13 protein-coding genes are annotated in these 18104 nt (G+C 33.7%); 5 read left to right on the top strand and 8 right to left on the bottom strand.

The window, feature by feature from the left end:
- Positions 1–11: 11 nt before the first annotated feature.
- Genes ACKI42_RS03950 through prmC form a run of 3 tightly spaced genes read left to right on the top strand, consistent with a single transcriptional unit; the run spans position 12 to position 2328 of the window.
- The gene (locus ACKI42_RS03950; RefSeq protein WP_407402679.1) at positions 12–695 is read left to right on the top strand and encodes a CPBP family intramembrane glutamic endopeptidase; all 684 of its coding nucleotides are present in this window, start codon (positions 12–14) and stop codon (positions 693–695) included.
- A gap of 22 nt (positions 696–717) precedes the next feature.
- A complete protein-coding gene (yaaA, locus tag ACKI42_RS03945; protein ID WP_407402677.1) occupies positions 718–1476 on the top strand; it encodes a peroxide stress protein YaaA in 759 nt (252 codons plus the stop codon).
- A complete protein-coding gene (gene prmC, locus ACKI42_RS03940) occupies positions 1477–2328 on the top strand; it encodes a peptide chain release factor N(5)-glutamine methyltransferase (RefSeq protein ID WP_407402675.1) in 852 nt (283 codons plus the stop codon). It begins immediately after the preceding gene.
- Between the two features lie 97 nt (positions 2329–2425).
- On the opposite strand, the gene ACKI42_RS03935 is transcribed toward prmC, so the two are convergent.
- The 5 genes from ACKI42_RS03935 to ACKI42_RS03915 all read right to left on the bottom strand — a co-directional run bounded on the left by ACKI42_RS03935 (position 2426) and on the right by ACKI42_RS03915 (position 9373).
- A complete protein-coding gene (locus tag ACKI42_RS03935) occupies positions 2426–3640 on the bottom strand; it encodes a Bcr/CflA family efflux MFS transporter (RefSeq protein ID WP_407402673.1) in 1215 nt (404 codons plus the stop codon).
- Positions 3641–3733: 93 nt separating this feature from the next.
- Positions 3734–4375 carry a rhomboid family intramembrane serine protease gene (locus tag ACKI42_RS03930; protein ID WP_407402671.1) on the bottom strand — a complete coding sequence of 214 codons (642 nt, stop codon included), beginning with the start codon at positions 4373–4375 and terminating at the stop codon, positions 3734–3736.
- A gap of 12 nt (positions 4376–4387) precedes the next feature.
- A complete protein-coding gene (locus ACKI42_RS03925; protein ID WP_407402669.1) occupies positions 4388–6976 on the bottom strand; it encodes a DNA gyrase/topoisomerase IV subunit A in 2589 nt (862 codons plus the stop codon).
- Between the two features lie 8 nt (positions 6977–6984).
- Positions 6985–7299: a hypothetical protein gene (locus ACKI42_RS03920; RefSeq protein ID WP_407402667.1), complete on the bottom strand. Its 315-nt coding sequence runs from the start codon at positions 7297–7299 to the stop codon at positions 6985–6987.
- Positions 7300–7498: 199 nt separating this feature from the next.
- Positions 7499–9373, bottom strand: a complete 1875-nt coding sequence (locus ACKI42_RS03915; RefSeq protein WP_407402665.1) for a DNA topoisomerase IV subunit B — start codon at positions 9371–9373, stop codon at positions 7499–7501.
- Positions 9374–9662: 289 nt separating this feature from the next.
- Between ACKI42_RS03915 and ACKI42_RS03910 the strand changes: the two genes are divergently transcribed.
- Positions 9663–10811, top strand: a complete 1149-nt coding sequence (locus ACKI42_RS03910; protein ID WP_407402663.1) for a methionine aminotransferase — start codon at positions 9663–9665, stop codon at positions 10809–10811.
- 366 nt (positions 10812–11177) lie between these two features.
- On the opposite strand, the gene ychF is transcribed toward ACKI42_RS03910, so the two are convergent.
- Both ychF and ACKI42_RS03900 read right to left on the bottom strand, forming a co-directional pair.
- Positions 11178–12269: a redox-regulated ATPase YchF gene (gene ychF, locus ACKI42_RS03905; protein ID WP_407402661.1), complete on the bottom strand. Its 1092-nt coding sequence runs from the start codon at positions 12267–12269 to the stop codon at positions 11178–11180.
- 145 nt (positions 12270–12414) lie between these two features.
- Positions 12415–12969 carry a ferritin gene (locus ACKI42_RS03900; RefSeq protein WP_407402659.1) on the bottom strand — a complete coding sequence of 185 codons (555 nt, stop codon included), beginning with the start codon at positions 12967–12969 and terminating at the stop codon, positions 12415–12417.
- A 192-nt stretch (positions 12970–13161) separates the two neighbouring features.
- Between ACKI42_RS03900 and ACKI42_RS03895 the strand changes: the two genes are divergently transcribed.
- Positions 13162–15243, top strand: a complete 2082-nt coding sequence (locus ACKI42_RS03895) for a TonB-dependent receptor domain-containing protein (protein WP_407402657.1) — start codon at positions 13162–13164, stop codon at positions 15241–15243.
- A 65-nt stretch (positions 15244–15308) separates the two neighbouring features.
- Here ACKI42_RS03895 and ACKI42_RS03890 read toward each other — a convergent pair whose 3' ends face one another.
- Entirely contained in the window at positions 15309–16916 is a 1608-nt protein-coding gene (locus ACKI42_RS03890) for a glycoside hydrolase family 10 protein (RefSeq protein ID WP_407402655.1), read from the bottom strand.
- Positions 16917–18104: the final 1188 nt, after the last annotated feature.

Here is an 18104-nt window from a genome sequence, read left to right as displayed (position 1 = left end):
ATTTTTTAATAATGAATTGGATTTCCAAATATTCTGTTGGGATTATTTTTACCTTTCTATTGCTTATCCTTACCATGTTGTATGTTTTGCCACTTACCAATTTTGTTTGGGGTACTAATTTCATGACGACCAACAAATTTTATTTTACAAGATTGGTATTATGGGTAGTGTTATTTCTAGTTTTTCTCTATAATTACTTCATAGAAAAAAATAGTTTTTTTTTGTGGAAAGATAAAAAATATGGATTGCCTTTTTACGTTGGCGCAGTAGGTATCCTATATTTAACCTGTCTTTTTGGAGGAGGCACTATATCAATTATTTTAAATAAATCAACCAATCAAAATTTGAGTAATAAGTTGGTAAATCTCACTGCATTATTCAAAAATAATTATCCTCTCATCATTACGGTATGTCTTACAGCTGGCGTTGTAGAAGAATTATTGATGCGAGGATATATACAACCAAGATTAGAAAAAATATACAACAATCCTACTGTTGGAATTGTTGTAAGCGCCCTCTTATTTGGCCTGCTACACCTTACTTACGGAACTGCTGTACAAGTGATTGTCCCGTTTTTCATTGGGCTTGTATTTGCCTCATTTTATAAAAATTACCGCAACCTGAAAATTCTAATTATCTGTCATTTTATATATGATTTTATCTCGCTAATGGCAATGAATTTTTATTTAAATTAAAAAAAAGCTACGTCAAATTCTTATGAAAATAATTACCTCACCAGCAAAACTGATGAATATCGAGAACTCTACAGAGTTACTGAAAACTACAACCCCAAAATTCATCAAAGAAGCCGAGTATCTTCAATCTTATCTTAAAGAAAAATCTCCCAAATACTTGTCAGAACTAATGGAAATCTCCACCAAATTGGCTGATGAAAACTGGGAACGAAACCAAGTTTGGACAGCTCATCCAAAAGCCAACCAATCGGCGCCTGCGCTTTTCACATTTACTGGTGAAGTCTATAGAGGTCTTGATGCAAAAACATTAGACCAAGAATCTGTTGACTATCTTCAAAAAAACTATAGAATACTTTCGGGACTTTATGGATTGCTGAAACCATCAGACAAGATTATGCTGTACAGACTAGAAATGGGAAGACCTTTTGCGTTTGAGCATTATAAAAATCTATATGAATATTGGAGAGAAAAAATCACAGAACAACTGAATTCTGAGATGAAAAAAGGCGAAATTCTAATGCATTTGTCGAGTACAGAATACGGAAAAGTGATTGATAGAAAAAAATTCAAACATCCTATTGTTGATTTTAATTTTTATGAATTAAAAGACGGAAAGCTAAAAACAATCGTTGTCTACACCAAACACGCAAGAGGTCTGATGGTAAGATATTGCGCGGAAACAAAGGCGGAAACCTTGAACGATGTAAAGGCTTTCAACTATGAAGGGTACAGAATAGACGAAGAAAAATCCACAGACACCAACTTGGTATTCACTAGATAGATGAGAATTGTAGACTACAAAAAACACTTTACCGAGAGCCTTTCACATCTTTATACAGATTCTGAAAGCGCTTTTATTTTTTCAATTTTCATCGAAAAGCATTTGAAATTATCGGCTTTTGACCAAAGAAGAGCCGAAAATCAAGTTTTGACTGAAGAAGAAATTTCGACTTTAGATTTTATTTTAAAAGAATTAATAACAACAAAACCTCACCAACATATTTTGGGTGAAACGGAATTCTACGGCATGAATTTCTTTGTAAGTGAAGATGTTTTGATTCCTCGTCCAGAAACAGAAGAACTCTTGGAATTGGCAATTTCGAAAATAAAAAAGTCGGCTTTCGGACAAGAAAAATTTAAGGTTTTGGATATCGGAACTGGCAGTGGCGTTATTCCTTTGGTTTTGAAAAAGCATTTTCCAAATGCAGAAATTTCGAGTGTAGATTATTCTGATAAAGCTTTAGAAATAGCGAAAAAAAATGCGGCTCATCTAAAATTGGAGATTAATTTCCTTCATGCAGATTATCTCAACTTAGAATTGAAAGATCAGTATGATGTCATTGTATCAAATCCTCCCTATATTGGGTTGGATGAAGCAAAAGAAATAGAAGGTTCTGTAAAAGATTTCGAGCCAATGATGGCTTTGTTTTCGCCTACTGAAGACGCTTTGTTATTCTACCGAAAGATTGCTGACGACTGCAAAGAAAGTTTAAAAGAACAAGGATTATTATTTTTGGAAATAAACCAAAAATTGGGACCAGAGACATTAGCGTTGTACACAGATACGTTTTCAACATCAGAATTAATAAAGGATCTCTCAGGAAATAACCGTTTCGTGATGGGTGAAAAATAAACAAGAAAGGTTTCAAAAGTAAATTTGAAACCTTTTTTATGCTTATAATTAAAGTTCAACTGAATGAGGCATCTATAATAAATCACTTAATTAAAATTTAAAAACCATTAAGACTAAAATTTTTCTTTAAATAAATGGCAATTAATATAAAACTGATGACCATGGCAACTATGGCAATCGTTCCTAAGCCTACAATATAATTGGACCATGGCAAAGCGCCAAGCATCATCCCTAATGCGCCAATTGCGGTATTGGTAAAGCTAATAACCGAAGATGCTGCGCCAGCATTCATTTCTTTTTGACCTAATAAAACATTGGCTGAAAATGCTCTTAAAAAACTATTGGAAAATGTGATGGGCAAAAAGGTAAGCACAAATACAAATGGCGAAGTATGACCTACCAAAACAGTAAGAATACCCCCAAGCATTATGGTTCCAAAGGAATATAAAACGATTTGTTTTGGCGTAAGTAGATTTTTAACTTTAATATAAATAGAAGGACCAACCATTAAAATAATAGAGTTGAACGCGAAAAACAAACTATACTGCGTTTCTGAGAGACTAAACCAATCCATATAAATATAGGAGGATATTGCAATAAAAGCCATATAGATAGCTCCTGTACACCCAGTTGCTAATAAAAATGTTACAAACGGAATATTTTTGTAAATGGTTCCTAAAGATTTGAAAGTATCGAGAATGCTTCCTTTCAATTTCTTCTCTTCATCTAAAGTTTCATTAAACATTAAAGCCATAAAAACAGCACCTATAGAGATAGCCGCCAATACCACAAACGTCATTTGCCAATTGAGATATTTGATAACCACAGCACCAATAATGGGCGCTAATGTAGGTGCAATTACACTTAACATTTGGATTAAAGCGATGATCTTTGGTCTTTCGATATCGCTAAAAGAATCTTTCACGATAGCTGTAGAAACCGCTACCATTGCTCCTGCTCCCAAAGCTTGCGTTATTCTAAATAGGATTAATAATTCTATATTAAATGCGACCGCACAAAGCAGAGAAGAAACTAAGTAGAGACCTAAACCTGAAAGTAAAACGGGTTTTCTTCCATATTTATCACTCAGTGGGCCCATGAGAAGCATCCCAATAGCGAAGAATATAAAAAAGCCAACCAAAGTATAGTTTAACAACTGCGTAGTGGTAGAAAACTCTTTCAGAATGGTAGGAAACGCCGCAAGATACATATCCGTAGACAATGGCGCCGTCATACTTAGAAGTAATATCAATCCGATCAGTCCATTTCGTTTTAGTTTGGGCTGATTGGGTAAAGAAAGCATTGAATTCATTAGATCATAATTAAATTTAAGAAAAAAAATAAAGCCCAAAAACTGGACTTTATTCTATATTTGAAAAGGTGTTGGGTAGAGAAAACTACTCTACTACCCTATTCTTTTTTTGATGAAAATCTCGTAAGACAAGTACAAAAGTGGTAAAGACATTGCACCAAGGTATAAGCTATTTTGTATTGCCGTCTCAGGTCTCATTATTACAGCATAAACCAACCCGAAGAATGCACCTCCCAAATGGGCAGCATGTCCTAGATTATCCCATTGTTTGGGCTTTATCATCATATAGACAGAATATCCAAAATAAAGCGTCCCAAACAACCATCCTGGCAAAAAGTTAACACTAATTTCATTGGGAGCCATCGCAATTGCTGCAAAGATTATCCCCGAAACCGCGCCTGATGCACCAATTGCAGAATACCAAGGCTGATTTTTGTAAATAAATAGACTAAACAAATTACCTAAAACCATAGAGGCAAAATAGATAATAAGAAAGCCTATTTCTCCAAAAAATTCAATTACAGGACCTTGAAACATGAAAAGTGAAAACATATTGAAGAATAAATGCATAAAATCGGCATGCAAAAATCCTGAACTCACCAATCTTACATATTCTTTTCTATTATTAATCGCACCTACGCTAAATTTATACTTCTCGAAAATAGCAGCATCATTCAGTGCGTAATAACTCGCAATACTGGTAATGGCTATAATAATTAAAACTAAATTATTCATATTCTATTCTTTTTATTTATCCTTCTCATCAAATAGGTCGCCAATAGCTCCCGCATCTTTATCTATGATTGGATTATTTAGTCTTACTTCCTCTTCAATAATCTCTTCTTCCTCTTCTACTTCCTCAATTTCTGGGATGGTGATATTAATCACTTTCACCTTAGATTTCGTCAGTTGGTTTCCTATGGCTTTTATCCCTTTAATGGAGATAAACTCATCTATATTAAAGGTCTCAGGATCTTTTTCCTTGCCTTTTTCTTTTGCAAAAATAATTTCAGCAGTTCCATTATTGGCAACAATCACATTTTCTATAAATGATTTTGGATGATCCGAAGGCATGAAACTTTGAATATTAGGCGTATTGTCTAGCAAAAATCTTTTTATAAAATATATTCCTTTGTCGCCATCGTAGTAGATACATGTGATGGGTTGACTAGGTCTCCATTTTTCTAAAATAATATACTCATCATCAAATCTGTTTCCAAGATCAAAAGTAACGAGTTTGGCTTCGCCTTGAGAATTGACCACCAAGATTTTATCATCTCCTCTGAAAGTTCCCAATAATGTACCACGGGCATCTGCATTGAGTCTTCTCACTGTCTCGTCAAACCATATTTTTCTTGGCGCCAAAGTAGAAACTCCTTCTTCCTTAAGATCTACTTTTTTCACAGAATATTTGGTTACTAAATTTCCTTTGGAGTCTCTTCCTTTTATTGCTAATTCGGAAAAATCAATCTCCATTTTGTTTTTTCTAATTCTAGGATTAGGTTTTAGAAGTACCGTTACAGACTCTGCTTCCCCATTAGGATTGGCAGAGAAATACAACATTTCAGATCCTCTGGCGTCAGATGCTAATGGATAGTCTGTATTTCTTGTAACGCCCGTTACAGAGAATCTCTTCATGTAAACAGGACCAGAAGTACCTTCACGGTAAATCATATTATACACTGTCCTTTTATCATTCTTCTTCCAAATGGCTACGTGCTGGATATCTTTACCGATAAAAGTTTTAGCTTCCACTTTTACCACCTTCATTTTACCATCTTTACGGAAAGTAATAATATCATCAATATCAGAACAATCGAATAAATATTGGTCTTTTTTAAGCGAAGTTCCGATAAAACCCTCTTCGAAATTTGCATAAAATTTCTCGTTGGCTACGGCTACTTTTGTAGCATCTATGGTATCGAATACACGCAGTTCTGTCTTACGTTCTTTGTCTTTACCGTATTTTTTCTGAATAGTTAGATAATAATCAATAGCATATGTTATCAGGTTTGCCAAATGATGTTTCACTTGCTCTATTTTACCTTCTAAGGCTGCAATATTTTCTTTAAATTTATCCAAATCGAAACGCGAAATTCTTTTAATTCTAATTTCTGTAAGTTTCAATATATCTTCTTCAGTAACTGCTCTTAGTAGATGCTTTGTATGAGGCTTTAGACCTTTAGCAATTGTTTTTAATACCTCTTCCCAACTTTTTACCTCTTCTATATCATGGTAGATTCTATTTTCAATAAAAATCCTTTCTAATGAAGAAAAATGCCAATTTTCTTGCAATTCATTCAGTTCAATTTCCAATTCTTTTTTGAGCAAGGAAACTGTGTGTTCTGTATTTCTTCTCAAAATTTCGGATACGGTAAGGAACATTGGTTTGTCCCCTACAATCACACACGCATTAGGCGATATAGTAACTTGGCAATCTGTAAATGCGTAGAGCGCATCTATCGTTCTATCCGCAGAAACATCATTATGCAAATAGATAAGTATCTCTACTTTATCTGAAGTATTATCTTCAATTTTTTTTATTTTAATCTTCCCTTTTTCATTGGCTTTGATAATAGAATCTATCAGATCTCCAGTATTTTTAGAAAAAGGAAGTTCAGAAATCATCAGTGTATTTTTATCAACTTGAGAAATTCTGGCTCTTGCTCTTACTTTACCACCACGATGTCCGTCATTATATTCTGAAACATCGAGCATCCCAGCAGTAAGAAAATCTGGAAACAATTCGAATTTTTTCCCTTTAAGATGAGCTATTGAAGCGTTAATTAATTCGTGGAAATTGTGTGGAAGAATTTTGGTAGACAAACCTACACCTATACCTTCAACACCTTGGGCAAGTAATAATGGAAATTTTACTGGGAGATCTATTGGTTCGTTATTTCTGCCATCATAAGATTTGGTCCAATCTGTAGTTTTAGGATTAAAAACTACTTCCAAAGCAAATGGAGTAAGGCGCGCCTCAATATAACGGGCTGCTGCTGCAGAGTCCCCTGTATAGATGTTCCCCCAGTTCCCTTGCATATCTATCAGAAGTTCTTTTTGCCCAATACCTACCATGGCATCGGTAATAGAGGCATCACCGTGAGGGTGATATTTCATGGTGTTTCCTACAATATTGGCTACTTTATTGTAACGTCCGTCTTCTAGCTCTCTCATGGAGTGCATTATTCTTCTCTGTACAGGCTTTAAACCATCAAAAACCGATGGTATGGCTCTATCCAAAATTACATAAGAAGCGTAATCTAAAAACCAATCTCTATAGAGACCAGAGACTTTCTTTAAGCTTTCACCTTCGTGAGAATTTTCTTCTATCATTGTTTTACTTAATGGCTTTTTTCTTGGTTTGTTTTTAAAATTTTACTAAGAGAAAAAACTAAATCATTAATTTCTTTATTGGTGAGATACGTAATTTCATACCTTAAAATGGAGTGTCCAATTGTATTTTTACTAGCTACTTTGATGTATAATCTTTTAATGAAAAGAAAGTTTAAAATTTCATAATTGATTAATTTATATTTCGGAAACTCATCGCTAAGAGGTTTTTGTAGAAAAGGGATAATATTCCTATTCCTAAAGTGTACCGCTTCTCCATCACTATCATACTCGAAAATTTGTCTGCCAGATTTATAAAAAATCAAAAGCAGTAATATGGGTAGAACAAGGAAAAAATAGCTGTTAATCTTAAATAAATTAAACTTATATTCTTCTAGAAAAAATGCAATGATACCGATCATTAGAACCATCCACAGACATGTGTTGATGAAATTATATCTCGGTATTTTACTTTTATTACTTAATCTCATTTATATTTTGTGTGCGTGTGGCAGATTATTTTTATTACTCCTCTATCAATTCTTTTTTATCAATATCACCATCCTCAATGACCAAATTTCCCAATATAAATTGTTGCCTATCTGGTGTATTTTTACCCATATAGAACTCTAGAAGTTGATCTATTGTTTGCTCTTTTCCCGTAACTACGGGCTGTAGCCTGATATCTTTGCCTATGAAATGTTTAAACTCATCTGGAGAAATCTCCCCCAACCCTTTGAATCGGGTAATCTCTGGGTTTTTTCCGAGTTCTTTCAGAGCTTTGACTCTTTCTTGCTCCGAATAGCAATATCTAGTTTCCTTTTTATTTCTTACTCTAAATAAGGGTGTTTGTAGAATAAACAAATGACCATTCTTAATCACATCAGGGAAAAATTGTAAAAAGAAAGTAATCATCAGTAATCTAATGTGCATCCCGTCTACATCGGCATCGGTAGCAATAATGACTTGGTTGTATCTAAGATCTTGTAGGCTTTCCTCAATATTAAGTGCTGCTTGCAACATATTGAATTCCTCATTCTCATAGACTACTTTCTTGGTTAATCCGTACACATTCAGAGGTTTTCCCTTCAAAGAAAATACCGCTTGTGTATCTACATCACGAGACTTTGTTATAGATCCGGAAGCAGAGTCTCCCTCGGTGATAAATATTTGGGTTTCGGCTTTTCTTTCAGCCTTCTGGTCGTTGTAGTGTTGTCTACAATCTCTCAATTTTTTGTTGTGTAGAGATACTTTTTTGGCTCTATCTCGCGCTAACTTTTGGATACCAGACAATTCTTTTCTCTCTCTTTCGGAAATTAAGATTTTTCTTTGAATAGCTTCTGCAATTTCAGGATTCTTGTGCAAGAAATTGTCTAGTTTATTTTTAAGAAAATCAATTATAAAAATCCTCACCGTAGGTCCATTCGGTCCCATATCATTGGATCCCAACTTTGTCTTGGTTTGAGATTCGAATACAGGTTCTTCTACATTAATGGAAATAGCAGCAATAATGGATTTTCTTATATCCGAAGCATCGAAATTTTTATTAAAAAACTCACGGATAGTTTTTACATACGCTTCACGAAAAGCATTAAGGTGAGTTCCACCTTGTGTTGTATTTTGTCCATTAACAAATGAGAAATAAGTCTCTGTTTGAGATTTATCCGAATGTGAAATCGCCAACTCGATATCCAAATCCTTTAGGTGAATAATCGGATACAATGTTTCACTTTCTATTTCCTCTTCCAATAGATCTTTTAGTCCGTTCTCAGAATAGAAAGTTTCTCCGTTGAAGATGATTTTCAACCCTGGATTTAGGTAAGAGTAGTTTCGCAACATTTTTGCGATATATTCTTTTCTAAACTTGTAATTCAAGAAAATACTAGCATCAGGAACAAAAGAAATCTCTGTACCATTACGTTCCGAGGTTTCTTTTTCATCGAAATTTTCGGTAATAATTCCTCTCGAAAATTCTGCAATTTTCATTTTTCCTTCGCGGAACGAGCGTACTCTAAAGAAGTCCGATAAAGCATTAACAGCTTTAGTACCCACTCCGTTCAGACCTACAGATTTCTTAAAAGCTTTACTGTCATATTTACCACCAGTATTCATTTTAGAAACTGCATCTACTACCTTTCCTAGCGGGATTCCTCTTCCATAATCACGAATTGTGACTTTTCCATCATCTACTTTTATTTCAATTCTTTTTCCAGATTTCATTCTGAACTCATCTATGGAGTTATCCAGAATTTCTTTTAATAAAATATAGATACCATCATCCGCAGATGACCCATCGCCTAACTTACCGATATACATACCAGGACGCAAACGAATGTGCTCTTGCCAATCGAGTGTTCTGATGTTATCTTCGGAGTATACAGGGTTTATTTCTTGTGACATAATTATTTCAGCAAACATACAAAAGTACAAAAATCAGCAAAAAAAAGCGAATATTTCGGTGGCATATTTTGAATTATTTTAAATTAAAATTACCTTACAAATGGGTAATATACGCTCAATATTCAATTCATTATTTCTGATCAAAAAAAAGTATCGAATGGTGTGTAAACTCAAATACCTGCAAAATAATAATTGTAATAATGAACTTTTTTAATTAAAAATTAAATCAAATAAAAATAATCTAAAATGCTAATAATACACTACATTAGTTAATACAAACAAATCCGATATGATACTCCTTACGTCTTCAAAACTTCCAACTGTAGGGATGACAATTTTTTCTCAGATGTCACAACTTGCGATGCAACACAACGCTATCAATTTGTCGCAAGGATTTCCAGATTTCATGCCCGATGCTCAACTTCTTAATAGTGTAGATCATTTTATCCAAAAAGGTTTCAACCAATATGCACCGTTAGGAGGGATTCTGAGTTTGAAAGAAGAGGTTGCCATAAAAATAGAAAATAGCCATCAAGCAATCTATCATCCAGACGCCGAAATCACCATCACTGCTGGTGGAACTCAAGCCATTTTTACCACATTGGCGACATTTATATCCAAAGGCGATGAAGTAATTATTTTTGAACCTGCTTATGATTGTTATGAACCTTCTGTAGAACTTTTTGGCGGTATCGTAAAACGTTTTCAGATGAAAGCACCTAATTATGAAATTGATTGGAGCGAAGTGAAAAATCTAGTGTCTGAGAAAACAAAAATGATTATTCTCAACAACCCGAATAATCCTTCTGGAAAAATTTTGACTGAAAATGATGTGCAATCTCTCATTCAGATTGTAAAAGATTCCAATATCTTGATTTTAAGTGATGAAGTGTACGAAAACATCGTTTTTGATGGTAAAAAACATCTTAGTTTGTGCCAATATCTTGAACTTAAAGAAAGAACTATGATTGTGGCTTCTTTTGGTAAACTTTTTCATATTACAGGTTGGAAAGTCGGATATTGTGCTGCTCCAAAAGAGATGATGGCAGAGTTTAGAAAAGTACATCAATTCAATGTATTTTGCGTGAATACGCCTATACAAATGGCTTTGGCAGAATACATGAAAGACGAGGAGCATTATCTTCACTTAAATTCGTTTTTTCAAGAAAAGAGAGATTTCCTAAGACAAGGTTTGGCTTCCACATCATTCGAATTATTAAGCTGTGAAGGAACCTATTTTCAGGCTGTCACTTACCAAAATATTTCAGGTAAAGACGATTTTGAATTTGCAAAGGATCTTACCATCAACCATAAAGTAGCAAGCGTGCCTTTTTCTGCTTTTTATAAAGATCACCTAAATGAAAATGTGATTAGACTTTGTTTCGCTAAGAAGCAAGAAACTTTAGAACGAGCGATTGAAAATTTGGCTAAATTATAATTTGTTATTTAAAGAAAATAGCGTTTTCAAAAGTGTAAAAAGTCTACAAATATTTTTCAACCGCAAAAGTTGAAAAAAGCATGAAATTGAATTTAATCTTGCAGACATTTTCTTTAACCGCAAAAAGTGGCAAAAAATTTTGGGAATTTTAGGAATTCAAAAGAGTAAAAAAGTTAGAAATTACATTAAACCTAAAAATACATTTTTTTCAATCGCAAAAGAGACAAAAGATTTTGGAAGTTTTAGATATTCAAAAGTTTAAAATTTATATTTAAAATAATAAGAATTAGCTCTTAAGATCAATAAAAAACGCTTCCAAATTCATGGAAGCGCTTTTCTATATTTTGAATTGCTTTCGCGATCTAATTAAACATTAAATCTGAAGTGCATAATATCACCATCTTGTACGATGTATTCTTTACCTTCAACCGCCAGTTTACCAGCTTCTTTGATTTTTGGCTCAGAACCATACTGAATATAATCGTTATACTTGATCACTTCTGCACGGATAAATCCTTTCTCAAAGTCTGTATGGATAACACCAGCTGCCTGAGGAGCCGTCCAACCTTGTCCGATAGTCCAAGCTCTTACTTCTTTTACTCCAGCAGTGAAATACGTTTGAAGTTTTAGCAAATCGTATGCTTTTCTAATCAAACGGTTAACACCTGGCTCTGTAAGACCCAATTCTTCTAAGAAGATTTCTCTTTCCTCGAAAGTATCTAGTTCATTAATATCTGCTTCAATTTGAGCTGCTAAAACTACTACCTCAGCATTCTCTTTTTGAGCCATTTCTTCAATTTTAGAAATCCATTCGTTGCCGTTTTTAATAGAATTTTCATCTACATTACAAACGTACAGTACAGGTTTATTCGTCAACAACTGAACATCATTAATGATAGATTTTGCAAAATCGTCCATAGGGAATTCTCTTGCGTTTTTACCATCTTCTATAAATTTTTCTAAGCTTTGAAGAGTTTCATACGTCATGATATCATCTTTCTTACCAGATTTGATGAATTTCTTGGCTTTTTCTACAGCTTTCCCTACAGTTTCCAAATCTTTCAACTGAAGTTCGATATCAATAATTTCTTTATCTCTAAGAGGATCTACAGTACCTTCTACGTGGATAATATTACCGTTTTCAAAGCATCTCAAAACGTGGATAATTGCTTCACACTCACGAATGTTTGCTAAAAATTGGTTTCCTAAACCTTCCCCTTTACTCGCACCCTTTACAAGACCTGCGATATCTACAATCTCTACAACTGCTGGCAAAACTCTCTCGGGATTGATCAATTTTTCTAGCTCAAATAATCTTTGATCTGGTACAGAAACCGTTCCTAGGTTGGGTTCTATTGTACAGAAAGGATAATTTGCTGATTGTGCTTTTGCGTTACTCAAGCAGTTAAAAAGGGTTGATTTACCAACATTCGGCAAGCCTACGATTCCACATTTCATATATTCAAAGATTTAAGATTCATGCAAAAGCAAGTTTGCTTTGCCTGATTTTTATTAAAGGTTTGCAAAGATAGTGTTTTTAGGCACCAATTCATAATAAAAAAAACTGCCATTGTTTTGGCAGTTGTATTGGTGTCATTATGCCTTACAACGGATTTTCTCCCGTGGCGTCCCTAGCCAAAGGTGCATCATCTGGGGTTTCCTCTAAAGTTTTATCTAGATTAAATAAGGACTCATCAGTAGCTCTGTCACCGCCCGCAATCTTTAATTTATCAATAAGGCTCATCGCTAGAGTTTCTTCCTCTATTTGTTCTTTCACGAACCATTGTAGAAAATTCCAAGTTGCCCAATCTTTTTCTTGGAGTGCAAGGTCCACCAAAGTGTAAATTTTGGTCGTATTGTCTACTTCATGTTTAAATACGAGATCAAAACATTCTACTAGATTTTTGGGTTCTGGACCTGGATTAGGTAAGGCATCAATAGTGGGCTTCCCTCCTCTATTGAGAATATATTGCATAAATTTAATAGAATGATTTCTTTCCTCTTGCGCATGACGAAAAAGGAAATTTGATATCCCACCATAACCTTCATCTGAAGCCCAAATACCGTATGATAAATAGACACGTGATTGTAGATCTTCTACATTCATTTGTTGGCTAAGTGCTTTTTCCATCTTTGAGGAAAGTCTCTTTGTATTCATAATATTAAGTATTGGTGATGTAAATGATCAAGCAAAAACAGTTCCGAATATCCCACTTTAACTCTTTGATTCTGAGTAAGTCTCAATTTTAATTTTAATTTAATAATTATTTAAAATAAAAATATGTAACAAATAGGTCAGCGCGACTGTCTAATATAGACAAACACACCTTCACCTAAGAGTAAAAATATTATGAATAAAAAATTAAGCTTCGCACTTTTGCTTATTGGAAGTTTCGCTTTTGCACAAGAAACTGCTCCTTCTGATAGTACAAGTAAAACCAAAGAGATACAAGAAATTATCTTAAAATCTCAAAGAAAAAAGCAATTTGTAGATAAAGCAGTATATACTTTTGACGAAGAAGCTTTGAAAAAAGCAAGATACGCCAACGATCTTCTAAGAACGTTACCAGAACTACAATTTGACCCAATTTCTAGCGCTATAACGAGCATAAAAGGAGGAAGCTTTTTACTCCTAATCAATGGGATTGAAGCTACAGAAGTACAAGCGAGAACTATACGCCCAGAAAATGTAGTAAAAGTAGAATATTATGATAGTCCACCTACGAGATACGCCAACAGAGCAGATACCGTGGTGAATATTATTACCAGAAATCCTGAAATAGGTTTTGCAGGCGGTGTAGAGGTAAATTCTGCCCTTACCACAGGATTTGTAAACGGACAAACCTACGCCAACTATATCAATGGTAGAAATACGATTGGACTAGAATACACGATAAATTTCAGAGATTATAATGATAGAAAAGTAAATAGAATCTACAATTACGATCTTCAAAATTCTACTTATGATACCAACGAAAAAAAAACTGATCATTTCGGGTACACGTATCAGGATTTGGTTTTGAGATACAGCAATGCGCTAACCGACAATTATGTTTTTCAGGCTAAATTTTCTATGAATATTTACAATTACTTTAATAAATCTAATGGCGAAAGTACTTTTATTAAAGATAATAATGCAGAAGCTCACGGAACTTCTCAATATGCCTACGATAGTTACTCGCCACCCAAACTCGATCTTTATTTTTCTAAAAATTTAGGGAAGAAAGATGAAATAAGCTTAAACTTAGTAGGAAGTACTTACAGTAGCGAAAGTTATCAGAATGATAAAGAATGGATTTTAAATTCTGGCAATTCTGTTTTTAATAATGAAATGAACCTTAAGGCTAAACAAAATAGTTTTGTAGCAGAAGTGGCACATACACATGATTTCAAGGCTGGAAAATTGAGTTCAGGATACAGAATTTCTACCAATAATGTAGATAATTCTCTTGATAACCTAGCAGGTAGTTTTGATTATACTGTGAATTATCTTACGCAATATATGTACTCCGAATTTGCAGGAAAAAAGAAAAAATTGATGTACCGTTTAGGTTTAGGTTTAACGAATATTCATAACAAAACTGCAGCTACTACAGAGGATGAATGGACAATCACTCCAAAAATTATTTTAGGCTACGAAATTAGCAAAAACAAAGCACTAAGATTTACGAGTAGCTACACACCATACAGCCCATCGAGCTCTAATCTAAGTCCAAATCTAAACCAAGTAGTTCCGAATATTGTAACCACAGGAAATCCTTATTTGAAAATTCAAAAAGCTTGGAATAACAACATCAACTATTCCTATAACAATAAGTATTTTGATTTTAATGCGAATGCATTTTACAATTTCACAGACAATGCCATCAACAGCATCTATGTGCCTTACAACAATGGTTCTCAATATGCTTTAACCTATGAAAACTCTCAATATGCATCTAGAACAGGTGTGCAAATTACGGGATCTGTAAAACCTTTTGGCAACCAACTTTTGGTACTGAAAGCAAACCTATATCCTACGATGCAAAGGGTGAAAACCAATTCGGGTGCTTTGCTAAAGAACAATTATCTTGGTAATAGCTTTACGCTTTCTTCGGAATATAAGGACTTTAGCATTTATTATATATTGAGTATTCCAGTGTATACTTTGAGTGGAGCATTTTTGTCTACCAATGAGAATCAAAATCACGTTTTTATCAATTACAAAGTAAAAGATTGGACCCTGAACACAGGAGTATATTGGGTGGGGATGCCATCCAGATACCAAACAAAGACTTTGAAGGAAAGTCTAGTTCAATATACCTCTGAAACCAAAATATTTAATAATAAAAATATGTTTACATTGGGAGTGAGCTATGACTTTGCTAAAGGTAAAAAAAGTGAAATCAACAAAAAGCTAAATAACGATGTTGCGCCTGCCACAACTTTTTAATTAAAACAAAAAAAAAAGAATGCTAGATGATCTCTAGCATTCTTTATCTTTAATTTTGACACTAATTATTTAATTTTCTTTGCCATATAATCACTTTCATTACCCAAACGATCTATTGCTTTTATTGCAATAGCATTTAAGGTTTTTCCATTTTTATTTTTTATAATGTCTTTTGTTAATTGTTCTAAAGTAAAAATTTCGTATTCCCAAACTCCATCATACTGAGTAAATAAAACCCACTGGAAAACGTCGCCTATTTTCTTTGAACTCCAATTTGTTTGAACAAAATTACCTGAATCATTTACAAATAAGGTTGGCTTTTCTATAGCAACCGTCTTTATCCATGGACTCTTTGGTACTAATGCTTTTTCCTGATACACATTATTCTTCAACGTAGTCATCATATTATTGCTTTTGGTAAGACCAGCTATACTCCAATGGATTTCTCCCACATTACTAGACAAAATTTGTCTTGTTAATTCCACTTGGTTTTTAATTTCTGTGGATTTATCAGAAGTTTTTACTTCTACTGTATTTAAACCAGGCCATAGATGACGATTCATGGTATTTTCGGATTTCCACCAGTTTAATAATTTAGCAAAACCCTGACCTTTAGAATCAATTGGCCAATATAATTGTGGCGCGAAATAATCTACCCAACCTTTATTTAGCCATAATTTGGCATCGGCATACAATTCGTCATACTGAGAAGATCCTACTATTCCTTCTGGATATCCAGGTTTCCAAATTCCGAACGGACTAATCCCAAATTTTACATAATTTTTCTCTGCATGAATTTCTTTATAAATTCTTTCTACAAACTTGTTCACGTTATCTCTTCGCCAATCTGCTCTAGAAAGGCTTCCACCAGAATTTACATATCGATTCCAAGATGCATTGTCGGGAAAATCTTTTCCACCATTATAAGTTGCATAAGGATAGAAATAATCATCAAAATGGATTGCATCCAGATCATATCTTTTCACCAAGTCTTTAACCACATTAGAAACGTGACCTTGCGTTCTAGGATCAGCTGGATCCAGCCAATACATTCCGTTTCTTAATTTAACAGTAATTTCCGGAAGTTTATTCACCATAGATTGACTACCCACGGCTCCACCATTGGTGTGATGCGCACGATAAGGATTTAACCAAACATGAAGTTCCATTCCTCTTTTATGTGCTTCTTCTATCCAAAACTGCAAAGGATCGTAATTAGGATAAGGTGCTTTACCAGTTTGCCCAGTAAGGAAGTAAGACCAAGGTTCTATATTACTCGTATAAAGTGCATCTGCAGACGGACGAGCTTGAAAAATCACAGCGTTGAAATTGTTATCCTTCAATAAATTTAGCATGGTAATCACTTCAGCTTTTTGTTGTTCTACAGACAAATTATTTTTGGAAGGCCAATTGATATTTGCAACACTTGCAACCCAAACGCCACGAAATTCTCTATTGATGGTAGGAAGATTTACCTTCATTTCATCATCAATCATTACTGTGGCATTTTTTGGTGGTGAGGTTGGAGTTTTGCTAGGTTGTTTTGTTGTTTTAGGAGTATTAGTAGACTCAGAAGGCGCAGAACTTGATGTATTATTTCTTGCGGTACAAGATTGCATACCCAAAGAAATTACACCCACTATAGATATATATGTAATAAAATTTCTTTTCATAGGCTACAAAAATACATTTTTTATAGGATGTGCAAAATTTCATGCTTTTTAGTTTTAAAATAAAATGAATCAGCAGTAGAAAAATTCCACGCTGCTCAACCTAAAAAAATATACTTACCTAATCTTATGCTTTTGGTTCTGGTATAAGTTCGCTATCGAAATTTTCGCTACCGAATGCTAAAACGGGGATTAATACAAATCCAAGGAAAAATAATAATATTTAGTATAACAGGGTTTGTTTTGTATGTGTTTATCTGATAGGACTAATATAAATACAAATTTTAAACCTTATTAATATTACACTTTAAAACACCTATAAATAGCTATAAAATTCAACAAGTATAATGCCCTATAAAACTTGTCCATTAGTTAAATTGAAATATATTAACTTTTAATAAGTTTAAAATTATGAAAACAGGAAGACGTAAATTCGATTCAGGCTTTAAGGCAAAAGTAGCTCTTGAAGCATTAAAGGAACGTAAAACTCTACAACAATTAGCTCTAAAATATGAGTAACATCCGAATCAATCTCTCAATGGAAGCAATTGTTTATAGAAAAATCTGCACAGGTTTTTGAAAGTAAACTTCTGAGAGAAATTAATGATGAAAGCTTCTCTGAGCTTTATGAGGAGATTGGAAAGCTGGCAATGAAAAAAGAACGGCGAAGTACATCACGATTGCAATTAAATAAATATAAAATAATGAGTAATTTCTAAACCTCTTACAAAACGGTACTTATGATGAAATAAAAAAAATGGCAGTTAGGAAATAAATTATTTAACAAATTAAACTCACCTTCGCAAATCCAAATCGCCTTTTTTATAAATCTCCTATTGTAAATATTATAGATACTAGATTTTATGTATTTTAGCAAAAATAATAAATTTACGTAAAGCGAAACTCTACATAACTAGGATTTGCGCAATGCGTGAATACAAACGTTATTACGAAATTTTATTCCAAACATTGCGCAAAAAGTTCGTTGAAAAATTGAAGATTAATGGATTAAATTCTATCTGGTTTTAATGCGCATATAAATACGTTACTTTTTCGAGTTCAGCTGTCAAACTTTGCAAAGAGACTTTGCTGAAAGTTACACTTTCAAAGCGATGCTCGCGTAAAGTTTGCTGAAGTTACAGAAAAAAAACGAAAAAGTCAAGTACTTTCTCTGAAAACTAACCAGATAGA

The sequence above is a fragment of the Chryseobacterium sp. genome, from assembly GCF_045629545.1.
GTDB lineage: Bacteria > Bacteroidota > Bacteroidia > Flavobacteriales > Weeksellaceae > Chryseobacterium.
Note: the sequence above shows the minus strand (reverse complement) of the source record. Positions and strands in the feature narration are given on the sequence as shown.